The organism is Paenibacillus validus NBRC 15382, assembly GCF_004000985.1.
In the GTDB taxonomy this organism is placed as follows: domain Bacteria; phylum Bacillota; class Bacilli; order Paenibacillales; family NBRC-103111; genus Paenibacillus_G; species Paenibacillus_G validus.
Map to the genome: position 1 here is coordinate 72,660 of NZ_BIMH01000013.1, position 23,083 is coordinate 95,742.

Consider the following 23,083-nt stretch of genomic DNA (forward strand, 5'->3'; position numbering starts at 1 on the left):
ATTATATAAAGTGCTATATTTATTGTAAATTTTTTATTTCTATGCGATAGGATGTGAGAAAGAATGAAATCAACCAGCAAAAATATGACCGATGCAGCAATGAAGAAGAGTGAAACTGCGATTCGTCAGGCATTTCATGCTGTGGATAGTGCCGAGTTTACTGCAGAGATAGCCATACATGATAGCGAACCATCGGCCACACTCATTAGTAATGTATCTGTTGAATTCTTGATCGGAAAACTATCCTCAATAAGAATTAGTTGTAAAAATGATAATGATGCAGATATTTACAGAGACAAGGGGCTTTCAAAACGATACTCTGTTGAGCAAGCCAAATTGATGTACAAAGAGTATAAAGACTTCCAGAGCACCTATAAAGAATTAACTGTAAAACCAATTATGATAAAGACATACATTACGATTCGCTTACGAAAGAAGGGGTAGTCATTAATCATATGAAATCGTTACGCTAACGGAGACGTTTGTTCAATGATTTTAAACAACTTTATTTCTTGCCCGGTCCACCTCATAGGTTGGGTTTTCTGCCTTTTTGCGACCTCTTAAACAACTTTACTATCAAATAACATTTTCATCGATATAGTAGTTTGGTTATTGGAAAGGAATCAGATGTTAGATATGATGATGGGAGCAACTTCTGAATAAAGTTAGCGAGGGTATCCGATGCTTCGAAATATACCGTCAATCTCAGCCTTCACTTTATCGCAAATCGAAAAACTCAAAATTGTCATTTCACAAGGTGTGGAACTGGTAACTACACAGTTGGCCTGCGGCCGCTTATCGCTGACAAGCGAAGCCTCTCTTCAACTACATATGGGAATGATCCTTCAACAGATTGGCGATACATACTGTTTTTCTAAAAGCGAATCTTTCCATGTCGCGTTAGAGGTTCCCTTTACTTCGGCAACAACACTTATGAAAAGTAAGACCAAGAAGGCGCTGATCGATCTCGTTGTTACCTTTCAAGATTTGCAGCATCCTGAACAAACTGTGACGGCTGCCATTGAGTTAAAGCATTATCAAGCAAAAAATCAACGTGAACCGAACAATCGATATGACGCGTTCATGGATCTCAATAATCTTGAAGCTTATGTGGCCGCAAAACAAGCTGACATAGGGGCCTTCATACTGATCACGGATCATATTCATTACACCATAAAGCCGAGATCTTTACAGACCAACGATTTTGACCTATCCCATGGTGCGACCTACAAGCATGGAACTGTCCTTACTTATCGCACGGAGAAACCATATGGGGAACCAATTCGGCTGAACCGGGATTATTATTTTGAATGGAAGGAGGCCGGCGATTATTATGAATTGCTTCACTGGATTGAATAGCGATTGCAAATTGGATTGAAACTTAACAAGGTGTGCACCGTTTAGGTGTAAATCCTGCCTCGGCCAATGCAGTGGACCAAGACCTTTTGCTGTCTTTGAAAAATTTGAGAATCGTAGCGGAATGAAGCCGCGACACTTCTTTAGCAGCGTATTGCTGATTTTCCTTTTGATTAATCGTGGTTCAGGCAACGGGAAACGTTAACTCAATAAATAAACTATGCTTCTGACCCGGCGCGTTATCATTGGCCGGGTTTGCTGCATTTTGTGCAACGATTTTAAATCAACTTTATTATGTTGGTAGGCTGGAATGGGGCTTCCAGCGGCTCTTTCATTTCCGACAGTTCCAGAAGGAAGCTCTCATTTAGCGGTTTCTTGGTGAGCGTTGCCCTTATCATTCGCTACAGGCAAACAAGGTTCCATAATGCTTCGAACCCTTTCGAGGGTAAGCAACGTTGACTGGACTGCCCTATAGCAGCTCCTACCTTTGATTGCCATAGACTGTCTCCACCTTCAAGTTAAATCGCTGCCGAATTGGATCAATTCTGGGCAGAGTTCTTTCACGTGCGGGTACTTTCATTAGTCATAGTCGCCGTATCCTATTACTCAGTTAGGATCAACTGACACCATTGTAAATTTTGGCCTTCGATATACGGAATTATTCTTTTTGCTTGAAAACAAGTTTTCCTTAAATGAGATCGGAGGAAATTACTGTAATTTGTCGAAATAGTAGTGCAATAAAACTATGTTTCCGAGGTGAAGTCCTTGATATTCGTTGGTGGTATACACGGTGTCGGCAAAACAAGCTGGTGCAAAGAAAGGTCTGCTCATGCAGGTATAGCTCACTACTCAGCAAGTACGCTAATAGCTCAAGAAAGAAACGATTCCTTTACAAGCGACAAGAGAGTGGATCAAGTTGAGGAAAACCAACTGTTGCTTCTATCCGCCGTGAGGCGTACCCGCGCGTCCCAGAAATTTTTATTAGACGGGCACTTTTGTCTTGTGAACAAAAAGAATGAGATTGAAAGGGTGCCGTACCAAACATTTGCAGATCTTAATCCATCTGGACTAATCCTTCTAAAGGATGCCGTGTGTTCCATTTACGAAAGATTAGGTGCTAGAGATGCTCAGCATTATGACCTTTCATTTCTAGAGAAGTTTCAAAATGAGGAAATAGAGTACGCACAATACGTGTCGGAAAAATTGCATTGCCCTGTTTGTATTATTACTCCGACCGATACGTTTGATTTGAGCGGTTTCGTAAGCGAATGTTTCAAGGAGGGCACCCGATGAGCGGAATACTGGAACGGAAGAAGTTTAGAGAGGTTAATCTGAACGACCCCTTTTTTGATTCTCTTAAATCCGATTATCGGGAATTTGCAGCTTGGTTTGAACGGAAGGGAGATGAAGAGGCATATCTGTATTACGAAAACGGGTTTATTCAAGGCTTTCTTTATTTCAAAGTTGAATCAGGACCCATTACAGATGTAGAGCCCGTCATTACCGGTAGACACCTCCTGAAGATAGGTACGCTCAAAATAAATCCACACGGTACGCGCTTAGGCGAACGCTTTATCAAAAAGGCCGTCGATTATGCAATTGTGATGGGTGTGGAACAGTGTTACGTCACTGTATTTGAAAAGCATAAGGCCCTCGTGGATCTGTTTGAAAAATATGGGTTTTCGCGCCATGGAGTAAAGGTAACAGTAAACGGAACTGAGTTGGTGTTTGTAAAGTCTCTGACCACATTTACGGGCGACATATTAACGGATTATCCTTTGATTTCGATAAAAGGGAATAACAAATACATTCTTTCGATTTATCCTCAATATCATTCCGTCATGTTCCCGGATTCTATCTTAAGAAATGAGAACGTCAACATCCTTGAAGATGTCTCATACACGAATAGCATTCACAAGATCTATGTGACCAGGATGAAGGTATATCCTCTGGTAAGAGGAGATATATTGGTCATGTATCGAACCAAGGATGAAGGAAAAAAAGCAGAGTACAGCTCTGTCGTCAGCTCAATATGTGTAGTGGAAGAAGTCCGTTACCAAACCGAATTTGAAAATTTTGAAGCGTTTTATTCTTATGCCACAAAATATAGTGTATTTGATCGAAATGATTTACAATATTGGTATAACCGAGGCGGGTGCTATACAATAAAGATGACCTATAACGCAGCATTAAGCAAACGATTGATTCGCCAGAAGCTTATTGAGCAGATTGGGATTGACCGCGACATTTATTGGGGCTTCTTTCAAATCACGGATGAACAGTTTGTTCGTATACTAGAAGAAGGTGGAGTACTTGAAAGTATTATTATCGATTAGACCGGAGTTTGTGGAGCAGATTGTAAACGGTAAGAAGCTCTTCGAATACCGGAAGCGGATTTTTAAGAAAGAGGTTGAATCCGTCATCATTTATTGCACGAAGCCAGTAGGGATGATTGTCGGGGAATTTACATTCGATCATATTTTATCGGATACTCCTCAAGCGCTATGGGATCAAACTCACAAGCAGTCGGGAATTTCTGAAGACTTCTTCAAGCAGTATTTTTCAGATAGAGAAACCGGATATGCGATTCAAATTAAGGAATATCGGGAATATGAGACCCCTGTTCAACCTGAAGAGGTTTTTGAACATTTCGTAGCCCCGCAGTCGTATCGCTATGTTGCAGATGAGGAATGGAAGGAACTTCAGTTAGTGTTGTAATGTTGAATGACCAAGCGGCTTCAGCCAAGGAATTCTTTCGGCTGGGGCTTTTATTTTTTGAACATTTCCCGTTAAATCAATGTGAACAGTTAGCCGGCATCGCTGTTGGCAACACTGATATGAAATGGGTTTGGGCTAGTACCTGATCAAACAAAACGAAGCAGGAGTGTGGCTTTAATGAAGCAAAGGGCAGGGATGCTTGAGGATATTTTAATAAGAGTCACTATTGTTATGTTATTTGGTTTTGGTGTAGGGATGATTAGTATTCAGGAGGATTGGAGAAAAGCAATTGAGGCGATCGGTATCGGTACGTTAATGTTAGCGATTTACTTAATGGGCAGAAAGATAGATGGATTCATGAAGGATGATGATGAGCTTTAGGAAGTTGTCTGCGCCGTTTGCATCAAAGGTATATATTTTAAGATTAGTGGGGGAAGGTCTATCACAAAATATCTAAAATACGATATACGTATAAAATATATTATAAGGGATATTCTAGTGATAGAAGAATCTATGAAGGAGTTGTTCTATGGGAATGAATAGACATTTAATGAGAAATGGGTGTGCGAAAGTGACGGCACGAGGCATTATTTTCAAGGGCGCCAGGTTTACGTGCCCAACAGCAATCAGAGATCAGTGGTTCGAAAAAGCTGCCTTTGAGAAAGAGTGGCGGGTAAAGATTGTATATACCCTCAACAAGAATTTATCAGCAATTTACGTCGTAGAAGATAATGGCGACTTGGAAAAGTGCAACCGAATAGATGACAGCAGGACGCCTTCGGATGTTAAACTTCAGCTTTATTTTCAGAGTATTCAGAAACTTAAAGCATTGCGGAAAATGCAAAATAACGAGGCGTATAGAATAAACCGAGATAAGCAAAGGTGGGAAGATGGAAGAATTAATTGAAGATGTCGAACAAATCATCAGCGTTTACAAGTTGAGCATTGAAAGAGAGAAGAAGTACTATGATTACCCGTTCACAAATAACCCGGATCATTATTACAAACTTATGATGCTGCAGAAGACATTAGAGGTTTGGACAATCTGCCTGGGGAAAATCCTGAAGTACAAAAAACATAGATGGGGACCGGTAGAGCCAAGAAGAAGCAAGGAGTTCGCTAACAGGATTAACATCGAAAGGAACGGCGTGCCCGGATTTGTGACTCCATGTACTCTTGACGCAATGTTGACCTTTATGAAGCGCTTAGAGAGTAGAGTCGAACAACTGGAAGGCATCTCTGTATAGAGGGAGGCTCGAGATCTCATGTCTCCCCCTATTCACGATGCGCTTCATCAGATGAAAATGAAACATGAGAATGGAGATGGAACGATGATTTTTAAGATTACAGAAGAGATGCTTCAGAAAATACAAGTTTGGGATTCATGCAAACCTGTTGACGTTACAGGCGCTAAATTCGCTTATACCTTCATTCCCACTGGACTTGGGTTAATCATCGAGGTGCGATGTGATATATGTAAAAGGGTCCTGGATCTAACAGAGGATTGGTGATGAGCTGGCAGACCTTAAAACAGCTGAGAATCCTGATCCATATTGGACTGAGAATTAAGCGGTTCTTCTATAACCCCGCAAGCATCTTCGTTGCTTCTGGTAAGAATGGCTTCAATAATGGTGGCGATCAGTTTCTTATCTTTAGGGGCAATTTCATTACCATCTACAGTTAGTGGAATACCAGAGCTTAACAATTTAAGGAGATCCCATGTCGATCCTTTCACAAAAGAATAGTCAATTGCAGGCATCAAGGAGATTTGCCCGAATGGGTCCCGAAAATGTGGTTCGGGAAAATTGCTTAACCCAAGCAAGTAGTCTGCCGAAACCTCAAAGGCATTAGCTAATGCGGTAATTTGCTCTGGGTCTGGATTTCCTTTGTTGCGTTCCCAATTAGAAATAACGTGTTTCGTTGTGTCGATCTTTCCGGCGAGTTCTTCTTGAGTCCACCCTCTAGATATACGCGAGGTTTTAATTCTTTCTCCTAATATTAACATAAATCCCCCTACCCATAATCTGCTTAACTGAATACAAAACTGAACAGTAAAGTGAACACTTTACTTAATGGTAACATAATACGTTGGAGTTGTAAATTAATCGACTAAATGGTGTTGACAAGTCGATTTAGTATCGTTTATCATCAAAGTCAATCGTAAATCGTTTTAATGCGTTGCGATTGTAAATAAAAAATCTATAAATTGATGGAGGAGTTGTTCATGTCGAAAAGACGTCGGCGCACTACAGCAGCAACAATTGAAAGGTGGATTAAGGAAGGGCGTGGTATTGGGCATTTTGCGGAATATAAGCCTTGGTTAACCATTCATGATGTTCCATCCCATGGGGTTGTAACGAGAGTTCGGGGTTGGAAGAGTGGACGATTACACCATTATTTGTCGGAGCATTTTGAATTAGCTCATCATTATCAAATGGAGTGGGCCATGGACGTTGTTGATATTAGGGAGCAATATCCTTTGTTGCCTTTAGAAAAAACACTGTTCATTGCACAAAAGCTGGGCATCAGACATCCAATTGATCCGAAGACCAAGCATCCCATTGTAATGACCACAGACATGTTATTGACCGTAAGGTCAGGTGGAGAACTTAGGTTTATAGCTCATTCCATAAAGCCATCGGCAAAGTTAAATCGAAGGGTATTAGACAAGCTTCAAATAGAAAAGTACTACTTCAAAGATCTGGATATTGAATGGCGGCTGATTACTGAAAATCAAATCAATTATGATCTGGTTAAAAACGTGGAATGGTTGCATTCGGCCAAAATTTTGGATGAGATGGCGTATCTAAATAATGAACTGGTTTATAAGTTGGAGCCTGTACTATACGAATCGATTGTTAATATAGACAAGCCGTTAGCCAAAATCACCTTGGACCTTGATGCAAAGATGGAATTACCAATGGGGACCAGCATGAATGTTGTCCGATATCTGATCGCTAATCGCTTGTGGGAAGTTGATATGAGTCGTCGAATTCTTCCTACACAAAAACGATTAGAAGTACGAGTGAATCATTTTCAAAACTGGAGGGCTGGCCATGAAAATAATCGTATTAGCATCTCTAGAAGATAACGAGGCTACATTAAAGTCTGTTTTAGAGTCCAAATTAATAAAGGAAAGCCAGACGATTCAAGCGATCAAAATAGATCAAACAATAGCTGATATATGCGTAATTAACTCGGCCAATCCTAATGTAATTACAAGACCTATCCTAACCATTATTGAAATTGGAGGAGAATAAAATGGAGCTATTTATCAATACTCTGCTTGAAAAGAGAGACGCGGAATCAAAGCTTGTTGATTGCGAGAGGGTCCTGTGGCTGAATCAGTCGGAGGATTGTGCCGTTACCATTTCTATTATAAAAAAAACCGGGGTTCCTGAGTTTAAGCGTATCTCATCTATTGAACAAGAGCTTATTGAAGGGACGATGATTAAGCGCGAGCATGACCCATATTCCAGATTTATGGTTTCGGAAGAACTTCTAACCCCAAAAGAAATTCGCCTTAGAGATGAAGCCTGGGAATGTATTAAAGACATAGTTGAACTGGAGCCTAACATCTACAATCCAAAAGAGCGGTATGAAATCATAAAGAGCGAGGTGGAAAGAACCGGTAAGGGAAAAAACCTTTACTATAAATACTTACGCTATTACTGGACTGGGGGGAAGATGGTGAATGCTCTACTTCCCAGATTCAGAAAATGCGGGGGGAAGGGCAGTAAGAAGAATCCAACTCAAAAGATGGGCAGACCCAGAGAAACCAGCATTTCTGTAGATCCCAAGTTAAAAGGAGTCTTAATAAGTGAGGGTCATCGAAAAATATTCGATAAGGCTATAAGAGATGTTTATTTAAAAATAAATCGAAGGGACTCCGTGAAATATACATATATTGAGATGCTAAAGAATCATTATAAAATTGATACCATTAAGAAGGGGAAATATGAGATCCCGATAATACCTCCAGGACACGATGTACCAAGTATTGCTCAATTGCGATATCACATTCGAAGGTATTATACCAAGCGCAAGCTGCTAATCGCCCGAGAAGGCGAGGTTACATTCAATCGTGATTTCAGGCCTTTGCTAGGATCAGAAACTAGGAAAGCTAATGGACCAGGCCAAATCTTCGAAGTTGATGCAACGGTAACAGATGTATATTTGGTAAGTGCAATTGATCCCAATATTATTGTCGGCAGGCCTGTCGTATATATTGTTGTTGATGTATACAGTCATATGGTTGTCGGGTTATATGTTGGGTTTGAAGGTCCGTCTTGGCTTGGAGTCATGATGGCTATTGAAAATACAGTGGAAAATAAGGTTGAGTTCTGCAGGCAGTATGATATCGAAATTACAGAGGAAGAGTGGCCGTGTCACCATATGCCAGAAAGTTTTATGGCTGACCGCGGCGAGATGGAGAGTAAAAATGCCGACTCGCTTGGTAAAGCGCTAGGAATTAAACTAAAGAACGCGCCTCCGTATCGTGCTGATCTAAAGGGGATTGTGGAACAGCAATTTCGAACATTGAACGTGACGCTCCAACCATGGACGCCTGGTGCTGTGAAGAAAGAATACAAAAAGCGCGGGGGACCGGATTACGTTTTAGATGCGAAGCTCACACTTAGAGAATTTACACAAATGATGATCGAGATGATTCTTCAAAGGAACAACTATCATTACATGGAATACTACCCTTTAGACAAAGATCAGGCATTGGATAAAGTGCGGCCCGTTGCAAGGGATTTATGGAATTGGGGGATATCTCATAATCACTATTTGAAGAATGTTCATCCGGATATCGTTCGATTGAATGTATTGCCCGAGGCAAAAGTTACTGTGAATCGGGAGGGGATATACTTTGAAGGAATGTATTATGGTTGTGAAGAATTAGCGCGTCAGGGTTGGTTCGTTAAAGGGAAAACACAAAAGGTGCCGATCGCTTATGACAGAAGATGTATGAATCATGTCTATGTGAAGACGGACAATGGCAAGGGTTTTATAAAGTGCGACTTATTGGCCAAGTCTTCCCGATTCATAAATATGAGCCTTGAAGAGGTCAAGTCAACCCGGTACGAGGAAAAACTGTCAAGAAGCTTGTACTATGATGAAACGGAACTTCAGGAAGAAGTAACCTTAAGCGCGAAGTTAGAAGCGATTAAGAAAGAAGCAATGAAGCGGAGTGCCGATAGCCAAGACCATTCCTTAACAAAGTCTGAACGGAAGTCCAATATTAAAGGGACTAAAGCCGTTGAGAGAGAAAAGCTGCGAAAAGAACAAGCTTATGAGTTGGGTAAGTCTCCAAATGAGGAGACGGACGAACCATCTATTCCTGGAGATCATGTAATCCCTCTAGAAACATATAAGCCTAAATCAAAGCTGGGTCTACTCGCAAAATTAAGGGAGACGGAGGAGAAAAAGCATGGTTAAGCAAGCTCAACAGCAGGTTGATTATTACCAGTATTCTCCGAGCCTTATAGGCAGGCAAGAGGAGGCAAGCTATTCTGAACAGGAGATTCCTGACTATAGGGGTAATCCTTTTATAGAAGCTTTGCCTCCGATATTTGAAGAAGAAGATGTCGCATTACAAATCAGGAAATACCCTGATTACGATGAAAGGCAACGTAAATTAGGACGGCAGACAAGGCTGCATCTTGTTCAACAGATATCCGATTATGTCGAGCCGTTACCTTCACATTTTCTGGTGGAACAAAGGCTGTCGAGATTAATCCGCCATGGTTATAAAGCCAGAAATCCTTTCTCTCCAGCAGTCATGAGACAATTCCATATAGGGTTTAAAGAGGTTCTTGAAGGAGGAGTTGATTCAACAGGAAGCAATATTGCAGGGGTGAGATCTACCGCTGCCGGATTCGCTATCCTTGGAGTAAGTGGACAGGGGAAGACAACGGCAATCGAGAGCTCATTACTTTTATACCCGCAGGTCATCCATCACTCGACTTATAAAGGGCAACCTTTTATCCGTAAGCAAGTTGTTTGGCTGAAATTAAATTGCCCGTTTGATGGTTCGCTGAAAGGGTTGTGCTTTAACTTTTTACAATCCGTAGATTCGCATTTGGGTACTAAATATTTCCGGAAATTTTCGACTCAAAAAGTATCGGTAGATATGTTAATTCCAGTGATGGCTCATATCGCTACATTACATGGGTTAGGAGTACTAGTCATTGACGAAATTCAAAACTTGAGTTTTCTTAAGAGTGGCGGCGCTGAGAAGATGCTTAATTACTTTACTCAATTGATTAATACGATTGGTGTTCCTGTGGTATTAGTAGGGACGTTTAAGGCAATGAAGCTTCTTTCAGGTTCCTTCAGTCAAGCAAGAAGAAGCACGGGACAAGGGGACCTGATCATGGATAGACTAAATGAAGGCGAGGAGTGGGATTTCTTCTTAAATGCTCTGTGGAAATATCAATGGACTGCTACTGAAACGCCTCTAAAGCCTCATTTGAGTAAGAAAATGTATGAGCTTTCTCAGGGAATTGTAGATATTGCGGTTAAGTTGTACATGTTAGCCCAGTGGCAAGCCATCGAGGACGGAAACGATAATGAAAAAATAACAGGGGCTCTCCTGGAGACCGTTGCCAAACAGCACATGCAGCTGGTTCAGCCTATGTTAAAGGTTTTGAGAAGTAAAGATCCCCGAGCGTTAGAGGCAATAGATGATTTATATCCTAAGTGGAACGTGTTGGATCAATATTTACAAAAGGCAGATGAGAAAGTCAATATTCAAGGAGAGGTCAGAACAAAAATATTGCGTGATGGAAAAATTGAGCAGGACGAAGAGAAGCTAATTGAGCTTGTAAAAACAGCAATGGATTTCGGGGCTTCTTACGATATGGCTTATGAAGCTGCTAATAGGGTTCTTCAGTCTAATGAGGCTGAGAAGGATATGGCTGATTTACGAAAACAACTTATTAAAGATATTACGTTCAACTCCATGACGGATGAAGATGAAAACCGTGGTAACGAGGGGAAAGAAGCCCAAGAAAAGGGGAACAGTAAAGCCCAAAAGAAGAAAAAGCAGCAGGTTATGCTTGGTGAGGATGACCTTAGAAATGCCGTAGCAAACAATGAAAAGGATACAGAGGTAATCTATGAAAAGCTAGTGGATATAGGAAGTATCCCGTCGGAGGATGAGCTATCGAAGCTAATAATTTAATGGATTGTTTGAGTACTAGGGACATGTAAAATAGGGAAAACTAGCAATAGGATCTTATCTGAGAGGGTGATTCTATTGCTAGCTTATTTTCCGACTCTTTATGAGGATGAATTGCTTTACAGCGGGATTGCCAGGTACCATGTAATTTCAGGAAATAAGATACAAAGACAAACCATCGAGGACCTTTTCGGTAATCGATCGGTTTGTGCGACTGCAGATCTGCCAAGTCACCTAATGAGTCTTGCCGATAATCTGAATGGACAATATACGACCGATCAAATCATCAACAATCATACCCTACTTCCCTATTACACTTACTTTATGAAGCAACAGAAAATTCATCAAGTACAATCCTTGATGGAAAATGGGAGTAAACAAGGGGAAGTTCATGCCTTCCTGGGATTGCTTGCTACTTCTATAAAATTGCCGGCAAGGCTAAGATTTTGTACTGATTGCTATAAAGCAGATAGTGAGATTTGCGAGCCTTATTGGCATCGCTGCCATCAGCTGCCCGGTGTTATAATGTGTCCGTTGCATAAGATCATCTTAAGGGTCAGTACGGTAGAATACTCAACTCTTCATCACAAATATTCATTTGTGCCTTTGGCAATACACGGTGAATCGAATTTTACCGAACCCGTTATTGACGCCAACTGGTGTGATCATCTGGAATACATTGCTGTTCAATCGAATTTACTTCTACAGTCCCAGTCAAAATCTAAAGAGGAGACCACATCCTATAGAAGGGTACTGCCGATGGAAGGATACCAAACAGTAGGCGGCCGGATACGATTTAATCGTCTTATACATGATTTTCGGAATTTCTACACTGATGAACTGCTGGATTATCTAGACTGTGGTATCGATTCAAACAGCTCTGATACGTGGTTACATAAAATAATCAGGGATCAAGAAGAAATCACGCATCCGCTAAGGCATCTATTACTAATCGGTTTTTTTGAAAAATCTGTCGGTGGTTTTTCGGTCACCCCCAACAATCTTCCATTTGGAAGCGGCCCCTGGCCATGTCTCAATAAAGCGGCTGATCATTACAATCAAAGTGTTGTTGAAAAATGTGTAGTTACTCGTTGCTCAACAACTTCAAAGCCGGTCGGCACCTTCCATTGCTGTTGCGGATTTGTATATTCAAGAAGAGGTCCGGATACAAGTGATGAGGATCGAAACCGCATAGGCAGAATTAAAGCTTTTGGTCCAGTTTGGTATGACAAACTAAGGTGTCTTAATGAAACCAATACATCCCTTCGTCAGAAAGCAAAAATTCTCGGTGTCGACCCTGGGACTGTAAAAACTCAAACGGAGCTTCTTAATACTAATAAAGCAGCTTTGCATAAGATGAGAAATCAAAGTCAACCTGCCAGGTCGAGAAGAAACAGAAACAACGAGAAAGGATGTTCGCTATCGAAAGTCAAACGAAAAGTGGATTGGAATCAGCGAGACGAGATTTTGTATGATGTGGTGGCAAAGGCGGTCGAACAGATGAAACAGTTGCCTAATCCCCTAAGAATATCGTTGGCCTCAATAGCTAGATATACGGATTCAGGTAACCTGACACATAAGCTTATGAAGAATCTAAACAAGCTCCCCAGAACCAATGAATTCATTAAGAAACATGTCGATTCTACAGAGACATTTCAAGTTCGCAGGTTAATATGGGCAGCAAGCAAGCTTAATGAGACGGAAGGTAAGGTGTTAGGATGGAGATTATTGAAGCTAGCCGGCTTGAATCATCCATTAAAGAAAATGGTTAAAGACAAATTTATGGAACTCGTTGAGTGTCAGTCATGAAAGAGGGACGATGCTTATGTTATCGTATTTACCGATCTTATATCCAGATGAAGATAGTAGGTCCATAATATTTAGGTACCATGTGCTTTCGGGTAACAGCGATTTTTCAGTAACAAATTCAGAGTTGTTCGGAAGAAAGGTCTACAGTTTAACCGTATTTCCTCGCAACTTAAATTTTTTAATTAAACAGTTGCCAAGTCGCTTTATGTCCGTGGGTGATTTTTTGTTTAACCATACCTATTTTCACTGGGTCAAACCATTCATACCTGAAGACCGGTTATCAAGGGCCATTGAAGAGATCATGGAAAATGCAGGCGATTCCAATATTGCTGTTTTACTAGGCAAAGGTCAAGATCGGTTTATTTCAGAGGACTTACGTTATTGTCCCGTGTGCATGAAGAATGACAACCAAAAGTATGGTGAAGTCTATTTGCATAGGACACACCAACTGACTTTTATAACATGCTGCCCAGAACATGGCAGTAAATTGATTGTGCATTGCCCAAGCTGTAATAAGAAGTTGGCTAGAGCGAAAGATGGACAATTATTAGCTTCTATAGAGTGTGAATGTGGTTGCAATCTATCAGATTGTCAAGAAGAATCGGTTTCCTCCAACTATAATATCGAACAGAGAGTCCTTACGAACTTCTATCAGATGGTTAGGTACTCCAAGCAGGTATCGCGGGAAGAGATATTTGCAAAATTGAAAAATGCATTGGGACTAAAAGGATACATGAAGTACTCGGGTGGCGTTGACAGAAAACAAATTCTTCAGCACTTTGATAATTTCCTGAAAGACAATGGTTTAAAGGGATACTTGACTACCGACTTGAAAGCACAGGTTAATTCGGACAGTTTCTTTCTTTCATGTAAGGGTGTTAAAAATATTCTGCTCTATGTGCTGATTATGATGTTTTTATCTGGTTCAGTTGAACATTTTATATCGGAGAACGGAGCCTTTTGTATACCGATACCATTTGGGAATGGGCCATGGATTTGCAATAACCCGGTATGTGAAGGATATGGCTTAGGAGTTATCAAAAAATGTGTTCGTGTTGATCATGATGGAAGATATATTTCGGGATTATTTGGTTGTCCGCTATGTGGCTTTAGTTTCTCAAGAAGATGGAAATTAAACGATCATAGTAACGAGAAGCCTTATGCAGTGTTAACAATGGGTCCATTGTGGCATTCAACTGTATTGGAACTTCATTCAAGTGGTTTAAGTAATAATGCTATTGCAAAAAGGTTAAAGACATCCCCAACCCAAATAAAACGTTCATTGAACCGGCATAAAGAGCCGGCTTCAGACACTAGAATACTTCAGTCGCTTGAAATGTTATGGGCATCGTCTATGGATAATAATGACGAGGTTGCTGCAACATCAGAGGTCACCACGTTGTTAACAGAAAATCGCAAAAAGATACTTGCAATAATGCGGGAAAATAGCGACATTTCAAGAACTGAGTTGGCTAAAAGATATAATCATCTGTATCATAAAATGTTAAAGAACGACCGGGATTGGATGGAGAAAAACTTGCCTCCCAGCAAAAAAAATCGGATTCGAAAGGATTGGGCCAAGTTAGATCTTGAATACAGCAAAATTTTAGCCGCGGCAGCAGATGACCTGTACAGATCAAATCCCGCTGAGCAGATAAGAAAGTATACTATTTTGGCTCATGCCCCCAAGATTATTACCGAGCATTTAGAGAATGCACCTGAAAAATTCCCAAGAGTTACAGAATTACTAAAAAGCAAGGTTGAGTCAGACGCAAACTACTTAATCCGCCATCTTCCAGTAATTATTGAACAGATGAAAAAATACAACAAGAGAGTCGTTTCCCTTGATAGTATAAAAACGTTCAGCCCGATGTACAGGAGAAGTACAGCAGAGGTGGACGAAAGGATCATTAACCAATTGGAGACAATGACATTTTGACTGTAGAAGAACCAAGCAATCTATCTGCTTGGTTCTTTTTACAAGACTTAACAATAGAAATATGGGATGATAAACTAGGTATAAAGTATTAGTGGGGCTGAGGGTAAAGCATACGAAATGAACTCGGGAGGGGATTTGGGTGACCCAGGTAACCCTATCATTTACAATCCAGGGCGATAGTGAAGGATTTGTGACTTTTGAATGTCCGTTCTGCAGTTCGGAATTTAAGGTGAGAGCGGATGAATTACAACACGACGAGAAGCCAGTTATGGATCTGTTTTGTCCATATTGCGGGCTAACGAGCAACAAAAATAACTTTTACACCAAAGAGACTGTCGAGAAGATAGAAGCATTGGCCATGAATTATGCTATTGAACAACTAAATAAGACTTTTGGTAAAATGGCTCGTAACATTAATAGCACGAGCAAAGGGGTCATAAAAATGGATTTCAAGCCTCTTAAGACGGTTAACGTTAGAGAACTGAAGGATCGTGACACAACGGAAGAGATTTTTGCCTGCAGCTGTTGCGAGCAGCATGTGAAAGTTCTTTATTGTGCCGGTGTTTCGAAAGTCTACTGTCCTTATTGTGGGGTGGATATATAGTGAATACAACGGAGTACAAAGAGTACAGACTCTTGAGCTTAGAGTTTAGAAGAGTTTCAAGCAACATGCTGATGTGTGATGCGGATACTGCAACGGTTCAATTAAAACGCTTCAAAAACTATATCGACTCAACTCCGGTTATAAGCAGCATTATTCAGGATCGAATAAGAGGAGTGGAGTTCGACTATAAGCAGTGTTTTCTGATAGAAGGTTCCGGATGGAACTATATAGAACCTCCTGTTGATGAGGCTAGTCATTTGAAAGCCCAATATGATTATATGTCGTATTTGTGCTCAGAAAATAAGGATGTTAAAGGGGTTGCGCACAGCTTTATTCACGGCAAAGGAAGTTGGGATGACATAGTCAGGGATTTTTTGGACAGCGCGTTCAAGTCCTTGGTTGATTTTGTTGTTGATGCATTGGCTAAGAAAATGATGCTGCTGGAAGGAGATAAGGTTATGGGCAATATATATCAAAACATTGGCAATAACTACGGGAACGTCAACGCAGCTGGAAGAGATGTCACTTACACTGGCAATATAACCAATAACGATGTAAACGAGATTAAGGCACTGATTGAAAAATTGTTGCCTGCTATTCAGGTAAGTGAACTGTCAGTAGATGAAAAAGAAAGTTTGACTGACGATTTGGAGACTATTCAAGAGCAGGTGGAATCACCTAATCCCAAATTGCCTAGATTAAGGAAGGCGATGGAAAACATAAAAAGCTATATGGCATCAGCTTCAAAGGGGGTTGTTGCAACAACTGCATTACTTACTGATTGGCAAAAGCTTGTTGAAAAAGTTGGGGAGCTTGTTGGAAATTAAGGACTCATGTGCATGCGAAAACCATGTATTACCAAGCACTTTCATGAATTGCAATAGGCTTTGTCCAAACTTCGTACATGCATTGCCGCGGCAGTATTTACGAATAAACATGGGGGTGAAAGAACTTGACTTTACTAAACGATACAGAGAAAGTGGCATTTCTGATAAGTATTTTGGATCATCATATTAAAAAACTTCCCAGTGAAGATACCTTTGCTAATTATCTTGAATCAATCCGTTTTTTCTTAAGTACAAAAGATTCAATCAATCAAAAGGCGGCAATTTCCAATAGTGAATTATTCATAGATAATCTTGCCTATCATCTAAGTAACCAGATTACTGCCAAAAGAGCAGTAGGTACGTTAATAGCTTCGTTGAATAAAGTTGGCTATTTGGAAGCGATGGATGCAGCCGCGATCATTCTTGAGTTTGAGCAGCTTCTTGAACAATTGTCTCTTGAGGAAGCAGAGAATATTTGTAAGGAGCGTTGGGAAACCTAGGAGCCCTAATTATTATACGGCATGGATGATGCCGCTTCGCACAGTATAAAAGGGCGGCCTCAAACCGCTACAGCTTACTTGGTTCCTAACGGAGGTCTATGAATTGACCAGGTTAAACACTTTTATAAGAATCTATAAGAATTGCAACAAAAAAATCATTTTCAAAGTTTTGCGCCGTAGCCGAAAATTGGGGTTAGTAAGTCGCTTTTTGATTATTGATGTTCTCCTTCTTTTGATTTACTTCTCCTCTTTATTGCCATGGTGCTTAAAAGTGTTATTAGCAGCATTATGGTTAATTCCGTACTTGGGAATAACTGTAGCAAAGACCAAGCTAACTTGTCGTCTGTGGCATAGAATTAGAAAGTTTAACTATATTGGAATTGATAGTACAGCTGAGGATTTAAAGGCTAGATTGAGATTGTTCAGAAAAGGGATTTCGCTGCTATTTTCTTATTTTGTATCTTTTAGTGTTATTGTAAGTTGGGTGTGGGGACCTTTCGCCTTTTCAATTGATAGGTGGTTGTTTAATGACTTTGTCTTTACAGGATGGCTTGGGTTAATCTTTTATGCTTTTTGCTTTTTATCCATTACGAGCCGACGCTGGCTTATACCATTGGTTTCTTTAACCAGCCCATTTATTTCCTTATCACTTTTCCTAAGTGTATTAAATGAAATAAACCAATACTTATCTCATATTACAGGCATTCCATATTCGATACCACTGAACAGCTTTTTTGATAGCTATGTTTACATGTTTGTTCAATCTGGAACAGACAAAAGGTTTGCCTTTTATAATTTTATGTATTCGTTCGCATTCCAACTGTTGTATGTTATCATTCAACCTGTCTATAAACTAGAAAAAAGTAGGCTGGCCCTAGAGACAGTGGCCTTCCTTTTTGGAGCAGTATCGGTTCTCGGTCTTCTTATGGCGCAGCCTATTTCACAAATATTGTTCGATTACTTGCAGACTAACAAAGAGATGCTTTCTTATCTTGAGTTTAAGGACGAAGCTGGGTTCAGATTGTTTTATGAGCAAACATTGAAATATGTGATCTTGCCCTTTTCATTAGGTACAACATTTCCAATCCTTATATTCAAATATAGAGAAGCGGCCAGTAAGAGCAAAGGACAAAAAGTATTTGATAGTGCATGCAGCAATACCAACGTCCCCGCCTCTGAAATGATGCCCTTGTTACGTAAGGCGATCTATTTTGGAGGAGGCTCGATCCGTGGAATGATTCATGGCCACTATCTCCTTCACTCATACGTACCGTTATTAAACGCGTACCGATCTCGTCGCAAAAGTTGGCTGCAAAAAAAACGTGCAGCAATTATCTCGCGATGTAGAAAAAGGATAGATAGATTGCGCAATATACCAAATTCAGTTCGACGGACGTTGACTCAGGTCGGTGACTCTGTTTATACAGGCTTCAAAAACTTACGTATAGAGTTTGAGCAAGCTCGGAATAAGCGACATTTTGGGGTTAGACTTACAATAGCTTTATTTTTAGCAGTTGGTTGGGTTATTTTAGTGATGTCAGGTCTTTTATCCCGTGTGCTCTCGAGCTTTTATGAAAGTTATGTAAGTCTATATGGTTCTGACATTACAAGAGCACATGCTTTGTTTGTAGTTCTTTATTTGCTAATGGCTTGTTTGTATTTTTTAGGGAAATCAATAGCAAATCGCTATTGCCCATCTATTTGGCGATTAGAACTAAGTAAGATGGCTGTGCATCTTCTTCTCTTCATCCTATCCGCAGGAATTATCTTCTTTACAGATTTTATCTACAATGAATGGGCTGCGGCTCTCTTTCTCCCCGGAATGTGGCACGTTATTTGGTTATTAGAACAAGTTAACCGACCAAAGCAAGACAAATCGAAGGGGTCATTCGAAAATAATAAGAATTGATTTGACTTATGGAGTTACATAAGATCAGCTTTTGTTTTAAGATGGCGATCATACCAGTGTCATGGATTCTCTTCATTGTATTTTCTGGGGGCCAATACGATTCATGTACATAAACAGATAGATAACTTAAATAATGCTAAGCAAGAGAAGAGGAGTCATAGAAAGTGTATATATCACAAATCAGTGTAGAAAACTTTCGAAATTTTAAAGGATCAAACAACATTGTAGAATTTAATGAGGGCGTCAATGTAATTATTGGCCACAATAACTCTGGTAAATCGAATCTACTAAAAGCACTTGATTTAGTATTAAACTATGGATCTTCCAAAAGATTATCAATAGATGACTTTAACAAGGAAGTAAGCATTCAAGAATTAAAAGAAAAATCACCTAAAGTGTCAATAACGGTGACTTTTGCAGAATCTGCTAATGAAGTTGAATATTCTGAGGATTTGATAACAGTATCGACATGGTTAACTCAATTGAAAAGTCCTTATCAAGCGCAATTAACGTATGTGTTTTATTTGCCTGAAAAGGAAGAGGCGGAATATAAAAGAACATTAGCAAACATTGCTTCCGATGATATTGAACAGTATTGGTTAGCAATAAAACATAATTTTCTAAGAAAGTATAAGAGCAACATTTACGGGGGAAACCCAGATTTTAAACAAGTTGCAGATACAGAAAGCTTGAAGAAATTTGATTTTCAATTTTTAGATGCCATCAGGGATGTTGAGCGCGATCTGTTTACTGGCAAGAACACACTTTTACGAGAAGTCATTGATTTTTTTATGGATTATGAAATAAAGAGTGATAAAACCAAGGATAAAACAAAACAACAGGGAGAGATAGAGCAATTAAAAAAAGAATTCTCTACTCATGCATCTTCGTTGATTAAGACCTTGCAACGAAGAATGGAGCATGGAAAAAAAGAAATGCTTAGTTACGCAAATAATACTGGAGCTTCGTTTGGTAATGCAGAGCCAGATTTCGATGGTCACATAATGGATACAGAACTGTATTCAGCCCTAAGATTAATTGTTAAATATCAAACAGGCATATCTATTCCTGCAACTCATAATGGGTTGGGATACAACAATCTAATATTTATGTCTCTACTATTGGCTAAAATGCAGAAAGATGCTTCGGGTGATTATCTTGGCAGTAATGCGAAGGTTTTTCCCATATTAGTTATTGAGGAGCCTGAAGCACATCTACATCCTGCTATGCAGTATAAGTTTTTAAAGTTTATAAGGAATAATATAAAGGATAAGGCTAGACAAGTTTTTGTTACAACTCATTCGCCGAATATAACCGCGGCAGTTAGTTTAGATGAAATTATCTGTTTTCATCGGAAGAACGATAATACATTAAATGTTGGATATTTAGGCAAAGCTTTTGGTGACGATTTAAAGTCAAAAGCATACGTACAGCGTTTTTTGGATTCCACAAAGTGTGACATGTTGTTTGCTAAGGGGGTAATCCTTGTTGAGGGAATTACTGAGCAACTAAATATGTCTTTATTCGCTCAATACGAAGGTTACGATTTAGAGAGCAGCCACATATCGGTTATTAATATAGCTGGACGCTATTTCGGGCACTTTCTTAAACTTTTCGACTCAGATAATAAACATACCATTCACAAGAAAGTTGCCTGCATTACAGATCTTGATCCTGTTAGGAAAGAGAACGTAGAAGACGCAAGTTTCGAAAAATGTTATCCATATGAACTAGACCAAGATAAGGAAAAATACACTTATAAATCATGTTCAAACGATTTAGTTGGAAAGTATTCAATTGATCCTCAAAAGAAAGAACTCAAAGGAAATATTGCTTGTTTTTCACAAAAAATCGGCCAAGGGAAGACATTCGAATATGCTCTTGCGTATACAAATCCTGGTTGTAAGTTGATAGTTACCGAGTCTATTTCTAATTCGAAGGAACTCTCACAATTAATCGATTCTTATAAGCAAGGTAAAACACTTGATCAGATGCTCAAATTATTAGGGAAGAAGGGTAAGGAGAATTCTAGAATTGCTGAAAGCATCGCTCAGTATGTTGGTTCTGATAATAGGGAACATTTGATTGCATCGAGATACTTAAATTCATTACAAAAGGGTGAGAATGCTTACGAGTTAGCAATAGCGTTAGAAGAAAACTACCGAAAGAAGAATATCGAGAATTTTAAAGTTCCAGCTTATATTAAGGATGCGATAGCATGGGTTTGCAGTTAATTAACTCGGATTCTTTGATTGACATCGAAAAACACTTTAAAATTACTGCTGGTCCAGGAGCAGGGAAAACAAAGTTTCTAATTAGTCATATTAAGAACGTTCTCCATAATTCAAATCGGTTGGGGCGAAATAGAAAAATAGCTTGTATCACTTACACAAATGTGGGCGTCGAGACCATTGTACAAAGACTTGGTGATGAACTTGACCATGTAGAAGTTAGTACTATACATAGTTTTCTCTTTATGCATATCGTTAAGCCATATCTGTATTTAATTAGTGATAAACATGGGATCAATCATTTAAAAATAGATGCACCCTACGAACATATTATCTCTAATGGTTATTTTAGAAAAACAGATTTGGGTATGAAAAACATAAAAGAGCAAGACATGAAGAAAGTATTTTGGTTTATTGAGGGTACTTCGTGCAAGTTACATATACGAGGTAGGAAGAGTGACTTTCATAAGAGCCTACTTAAATATAAGAAGATGTTTTGGGAAAAAGGGATAATACATTACGAAGATGTGTTGGCCTTTGCTTGGGAGATTTTAAATTCATCTAAAGAAATCCTTCGTATAATACGTTCTAAATTCCCTTATTTCTTCATTGATGAGTTCCAGGATACGAACCCAGTCCAAACTGAAATAATAAAACTAATAGCTGAGAAAGAAACAATTGTAGGTGTCATTGGAGATAAAGCTCAATCTATATATGAGTTCCAAGGTGCGGATGTTAAGCAATTTGATAATTTTTTCTTGCCAGGTATGGCTTCCTACAAAATGGAAGATAACCACAGAAGTACTGAAAACATAATTAAGCTGTTGAACGTAATTAGGAAAGATATTATCCAAAGAAGCCCAGACAATAAAGTAGGGAGCACCCCATGTATTATCGTAGGCGAACCTTTGCAGGCGTTAAAACATGTGCAGGATGTTGTAGGCGAGGAAGAAGTTGTTACTCTTTCATATTCCAATCTCATGGCGAATTCCGTTAGAAATAAGAAGGATTATAAAGACGGGCAAAAGTGGATGTTGATCGATGAGGCATTTGTAGATTCCAACGCTGATCGCAGAAAGGTTATAATCTCAATTATCAAGGCCATAGAGTATGCAAGGCTCAATCATTTCAAGGATGCAATAAGAGAGTTAAGTAGACATTTAAGAAATAAAGATGATTATAATGGACAAAAGTCCGCAATAGATTTTATTAGGATGATGTTGAATGATTACAGTACATATAGCGATGAACCATTGTGGAAACTTTATTGTAGGGTAAAAGAGACAGGATATTTTGACATTCCAAAGATTATGGAGAGTAAGGGAGAAAAAGCACCTTCATTAATAGAAGACTATTATAAATCTACGATATATTCGGGCATAGCGTTAAGTGTGAAGATAACAGAGGATAGTAGCTTACATCGTACTATCCATAAAGCTAAAGGCAGCGAGTTCAATAATGTAATGGTAATTGTCAAAGGTAAGGACGGTTATAAGTACAATGAAGAAAGGGATTTAGGGTTCTTACTTGATCCTGATATAAATGGGAATGAAGATCACAGGGTTAACTATGTAGCTTGTAGTAGGGCGAAAAAGAATTTGTTTATTTGTGTGCCGGAGATTTCAAAGGTATCCCAAAATGCATTGATGGGTAGATGTATAGTAATAAACCTTCATGATCTTCGCTCGCAAACCTAGCATGATCCTCAGAGGGAATAAAGCTCGGTTCGATTAATCCGACTCGTAACAGTCTTGCAATCCATTCAGCATCGCAAACATCGGTTTTCATGCTTACCCGATAACAAAAAACAAATTACCGGGATCTGTAAGAAAACGTTTATAAGAAATGTATGGGATCTCAAAGGTATAATTTGAAAGGTCCTTTCTTATATTTCATGACCAACAGTAAACCCTGTCGTGCAAAAGCAAACACAAATAGTATTTTAAGAAATCAGATAAGGGGTTGTTGTAGTGGATCATTCATATTTTGGTCCTCTGTATACCG

General features: G+C 39.4%; 21 protein-coding genes. 20 read left to right on the forward strand and 1 reads right to left on the reverse strand.

What is annotated here, in order from left to right; all coding sequences use genetic code 11:
* The first annotated feature begins 63 nt into the window (after positions 1–63).
* The 8 genes from PVA01S_RS11485 (at position 64) to PVA01S_RS11520 (ending at position 5,321) form a co-directional block, all read left to right on the forward strand.
* Positions 64–444, forward strand: coding sequence for a hypothetical protein (locus PVA01S_RS11485; protein ID WP_027093153.1), 381 nt, complete (start codon positions 64–66; stop codon positions 442–444).
* 237 nt (positions 445–681) lie between these two features.
* On the forward strand, positions 682–1,359 hold the full coding sequence (locus PVA01S_RS11490) for a hypothetical protein (protein ID WP_051318295.1): 678 nt from the start codon (positions 682–684) through the stop codon (positions 1,357–1,359).
* Between the two features lie 753 nt (positions 1,360–2,112).
* On the forward strand, positions 2,113–2,649 hold the full coding sequence (locus tag PVA01S_RS27715) for an ATP-binding protein (RefSeq protein ID WP_084423317.1): 537 nt from the start codon (positions 2,113–2,115) through the stop codon (positions 2,647–2,649).
* The gene (locus tag PVA01S_RS11500) at positions 2,646–3,692 is read left to right on the forward strand and encodes a GNAT family N-acetyltransferase (RefSeq protein WP_127607663.1); all 1,047 of its coding nucleotides are present in this window, start codon (positions 2,646–2,648) and stop codon (positions 3,690–3,692) included. The genes PVA01S_RS27715 and PVA01S_RS11500 overlap by 4 nt, the downstream gene beginning before the upstream one ends.
* The gene (locus tag PVA01S_RS11505; RefSeq protein ID WP_244932938.1) at positions 3,661–4,074 is read left to right on the forward strand and encodes an ASCH domain-containing protein; all 414 of its coding nucleotides are present in this window, start codon (positions 3,661–3,663) and stop codon (positions 4,072–4,074) included. The genes PVA01S_RS11500 and PVA01S_RS11505 overlap by 32 nt, the downstream gene beginning before the upstream one ends.
* Positions 4,075–4,251: 177 nt before the next feature.
* Positions 4,252–4,455, forward strand: coding sequence for a hypothetical protein (locus PVA01S_RS11510; RefSeq protein ID WP_027093149.1), 204 nt, complete (start codon positions 4,252–4,254; stop codon positions 4,453–4,455).
* A 148-nt stretch (positions 4,456–4,603) separates the two neighbouring features.
* Positions 4,604–4,981, forward strand: coding sequence for a hypothetical protein (locus PVA01S_RS11515; protein WP_027093148.1), 378 nt, complete (start codon positions 4,604–4,606; stop codon positions 4,979–4,981).
* Positions 4,965–5,321, forward strand: coding sequence for a hypothetical protein (locus PVA01S_RS11520; RefSeq protein ID WP_027093147.1), 357 nt, complete (start codon positions 4,965–4,967; stop codon positions 5,319–5,321). The genes PVA01S_RS11515 and PVA01S_RS11520 overlap by 17 nt, the downstream gene beginning before the upstream one ends.
* Positions 5,322–5,599: 278 nt before the next feature.
* Here PVA01S_RS11520 and PVA01S_RS11525 read toward each other — a convergent pair whose 3' ends face one another.
* A complete protein-coding gene (locus PVA01S_RS11525; RefSeq protein ID WP_084423316.1) occupies positions 5,600–6,079 on the reverse strand; it encodes a helix-turn-helix domain-containing protein in 480 nt (159 codons plus the stop codon).
* A 219-nt stretch (positions 6,080–6,298) separates the two neighbouring features.
* On the opposite strand from PVA01S_RS11525, the gene PVA01S_RS11530 reads away from it, so the two are divergent.
* The 12 genes from PVA01S_RS11530 (at position 6,299) to PVA01S_RS11585 (ending at position 22,776) form a co-directional block, all read left to right on the forward strand.
* Positions 6,299–7,165, forward strand: a complete 867-nt coding sequence (locus PVA01S_RS11530; protein ID WP_164751804.1) for a TnsA endonuclease N-terminal domain-containing protein — start codon at positions 6,299–6,301, stop codon at positions 7,163–7,165.
* The gene (locus tag PVA01S_RS11535) at positions 7,131–7,334 is read left to right on the forward strand and encodes a hypothetical protein (RefSeq protein WP_079914803.1); all 204 of its coding nucleotides are present in this window, start codon (positions 7,131–7,133) and stop codon (positions 7,332–7,334) included. Before PVA01S_RS11530 ends, PVA01S_RS11535 begins: the two co-directional genes overlap by 35 nt.
* A gap of 1 nt (position 7,335) precedes the next feature.
* Positions 7,336–9,516, forward strand: coding sequence for a Mu transposase C-terminal domain-containing protein (locus PVA01S_RS11540; protein WP_127607667.1), 2,181 nt, complete (start codon positions 7,336–7,338; stop codon positions 9,514–9,516).
* Positions 9,509–11,263 (forward strand): ATP-binding protein, encoded by a 1,755-nt coding sequence (locus PVA01S_RS11545; protein WP_127607669.1) that lies wholly within the window; start codon positions 9,509–9,511, stop codon positions 11,261–11,263. The genes PVA01S_RS11540 and PVA01S_RS11545 overlap by 8 nt, the downstream gene beginning before the upstream one ends.
* Positions 11,264–11,338: 75 nt before the next feature.
* On the forward strand, positions 11,339–13,069 hold the full coding sequence (locus tag PVA01S_RS11550) for a TnsD family Tn7-like transposition protein (protein WP_127607671.1): 1,731 nt from the start codon (positions 11,339–11,341) through the stop codon (positions 13,067–13,069).
* Between the two features lie 16 nt (positions 13,070–13,085).
* Entirely contained in the window at positions 13,086–15,008 is a 1,923-nt protein-coding gene (locus tag PVA01S_RS11555) for a TnsD family Tn7-like transposition protein (protein WP_164751805.1), read from the forward strand.
* A gap of 139 nt (positions 15,009–15,147) precedes the next feature.
* Positions 15,148–15,612: a hypothetical protein gene (locus PVA01S_RS11560; RefSeq protein WP_127607675.1), complete on the forward strand. Its 465-nt coding sequence runs from the start codon at positions 15,148–15,150 to the stop codon at positions 15,610–15,612.
* Complete coding sequence (locus PVA01S_RS11565) at positions 15,612–16,439, forward strand: hypothetical protein (RefSeq protein ID WP_127607677.1); 828 nt, start codon at positions 15,612–15,614, stop codon at positions 16,437–16,439. The genes PVA01S_RS11560 and PVA01S_RS11565 overlap by 1 nt, the downstream gene beginning before the upstream one ends.
* Before the next feature lie 125 nt (positions 16,440–16,564).
* Complete coding sequence (locus tag PVA01S_RS11570; RefSeq protein WP_127607678.1) at positions 16,565–16,939, forward strand: hypothetical protein; 375 nt, start codon at positions 16,565–16,567, stop codon at positions 16,937–16,939.
* A gap of 103 nt (positions 16,940–17,042) precedes the next feature.
* Entirely contained in the window at positions 17,043–18,848 is a 1,806-nt protein-coding gene (locus tag PVA01S_RS11575; protein ID WP_127607680.1) for a hypothetical protein, read from the forward strand.
* 164 nt (positions 18,849–19,012) lie between these two features.
* Positions 19,013–21,082 (forward strand): ATP-dependent nuclease, encoded by a 2,070-nt coding sequence (locus PVA01S_RS11580; protein ID WP_127607682.1) that lies wholly within the window; start codon positions 19,013–19,015, stop codon positions 21,080–21,082.
* Positions 21,067–22,776: a UvrD-helicase domain-containing protein gene (locus PVA01S_RS11585; RefSeq protein ID WP_127607684.1), complete on the forward strand. Its 1,710-nt coding sequence runs from the start codon at positions 21,067–21,069 to the stop codon at positions 22,774–22,776. Before PVA01S_RS11580 ends, PVA01S_RS11585 begins: the two co-directional genes overlap by 16 nt.
* The last annotated feature ends 307 nt before the right edge of the window (positions 22,777–23,083 follow it).

Coding starts and splice junctions, on each gene's coding strand:
- PVA01S_RS11485 (WP_027093153.1), top strand. CDS start 64: ATGAAATCAACCAGCAAAAATATGACCGATGCAGCAATGAAGAAGAGT.
- PVA01S_RS11490 (WP_051318295.1), top strand. CDS start 682: ATGCTTCGAAATATACCGTCAATCTCAGCCTTCACTTTATCGCAAATC.
- PVA01S_RS11500 (WP_127607663.1), top strand. CDS start 2,646: ATGAGCGGAATACTGGAACGGAAGAAGTTTAGAGAGGTTAATCTGAAC.
- PVA01S_RS11510 (WP_027093149.1), top strand. CDS start 4,252: ATGAAGCAAAGGGCAGGGATGCTTGAGGATATTTTAATAAGAGTCACT.
- PVA01S_RS11515 (WP_027093148.1), top strand. CDS start 4,604: ATGGGAATGAATAGACATTTAATGAGAAATGGGTGTGCGAAAGTGACG.
- PVA01S_RS11520 (WP_027093147.1), top strand. CDS start 4,965: ATGGAAGAATTAATTGAAGATGTCGAACAAATCATCAGCGTTTACAAG.
- PVA01S_RS11525 (WP_084423316.1), bottom strand. CDS start 6,079: ATGTTAATATTAGGAGAAAGAATTAAAACCTCGCGTATATCTAGAGGG.
- PVA01S_RS11530 (WP_164751804.1), top strand. CDS start 6,299: ATGTCGAAAAGACGTCGGCGCACTACAGCAGCAACAATTGAAAGGTGG.
- PVA01S_RS11535 (WP_079914803.1), top strand. CDS start 7,131: ATGAAAATAATCGTATTAGCATCTCTAGAAGATAACGAGGCTACATTA.
- PVA01S_RS11540 (WP_127607667.1), top strand. CDS start 7,336: ATGGAGCTATTTATCAATACTCTGCTTGAAAAGAGAGACGCGGAATCA.
- PVA01S_RS11545 (WP_127607669.1), top strand. CDS start 9,509: ATGGTTAAGCAAGCTCAACAGCAGGTTGATTATTACCAGTATTCTCCG.
- PVA01S_RS11555 (WP_164751805.1), top strand. CDS start 13,086: ATGTTATCGTATTTACCGATCTTATATCCAGATGAAGATAGTAGGTCC.
- PVA01S_RS11585 (WP_127607684.1), top strand. CDS start 21,067: ATGGGTTTGCAGTTAATTAACTCGGATTCTTTGATTGACATCGAAAAA.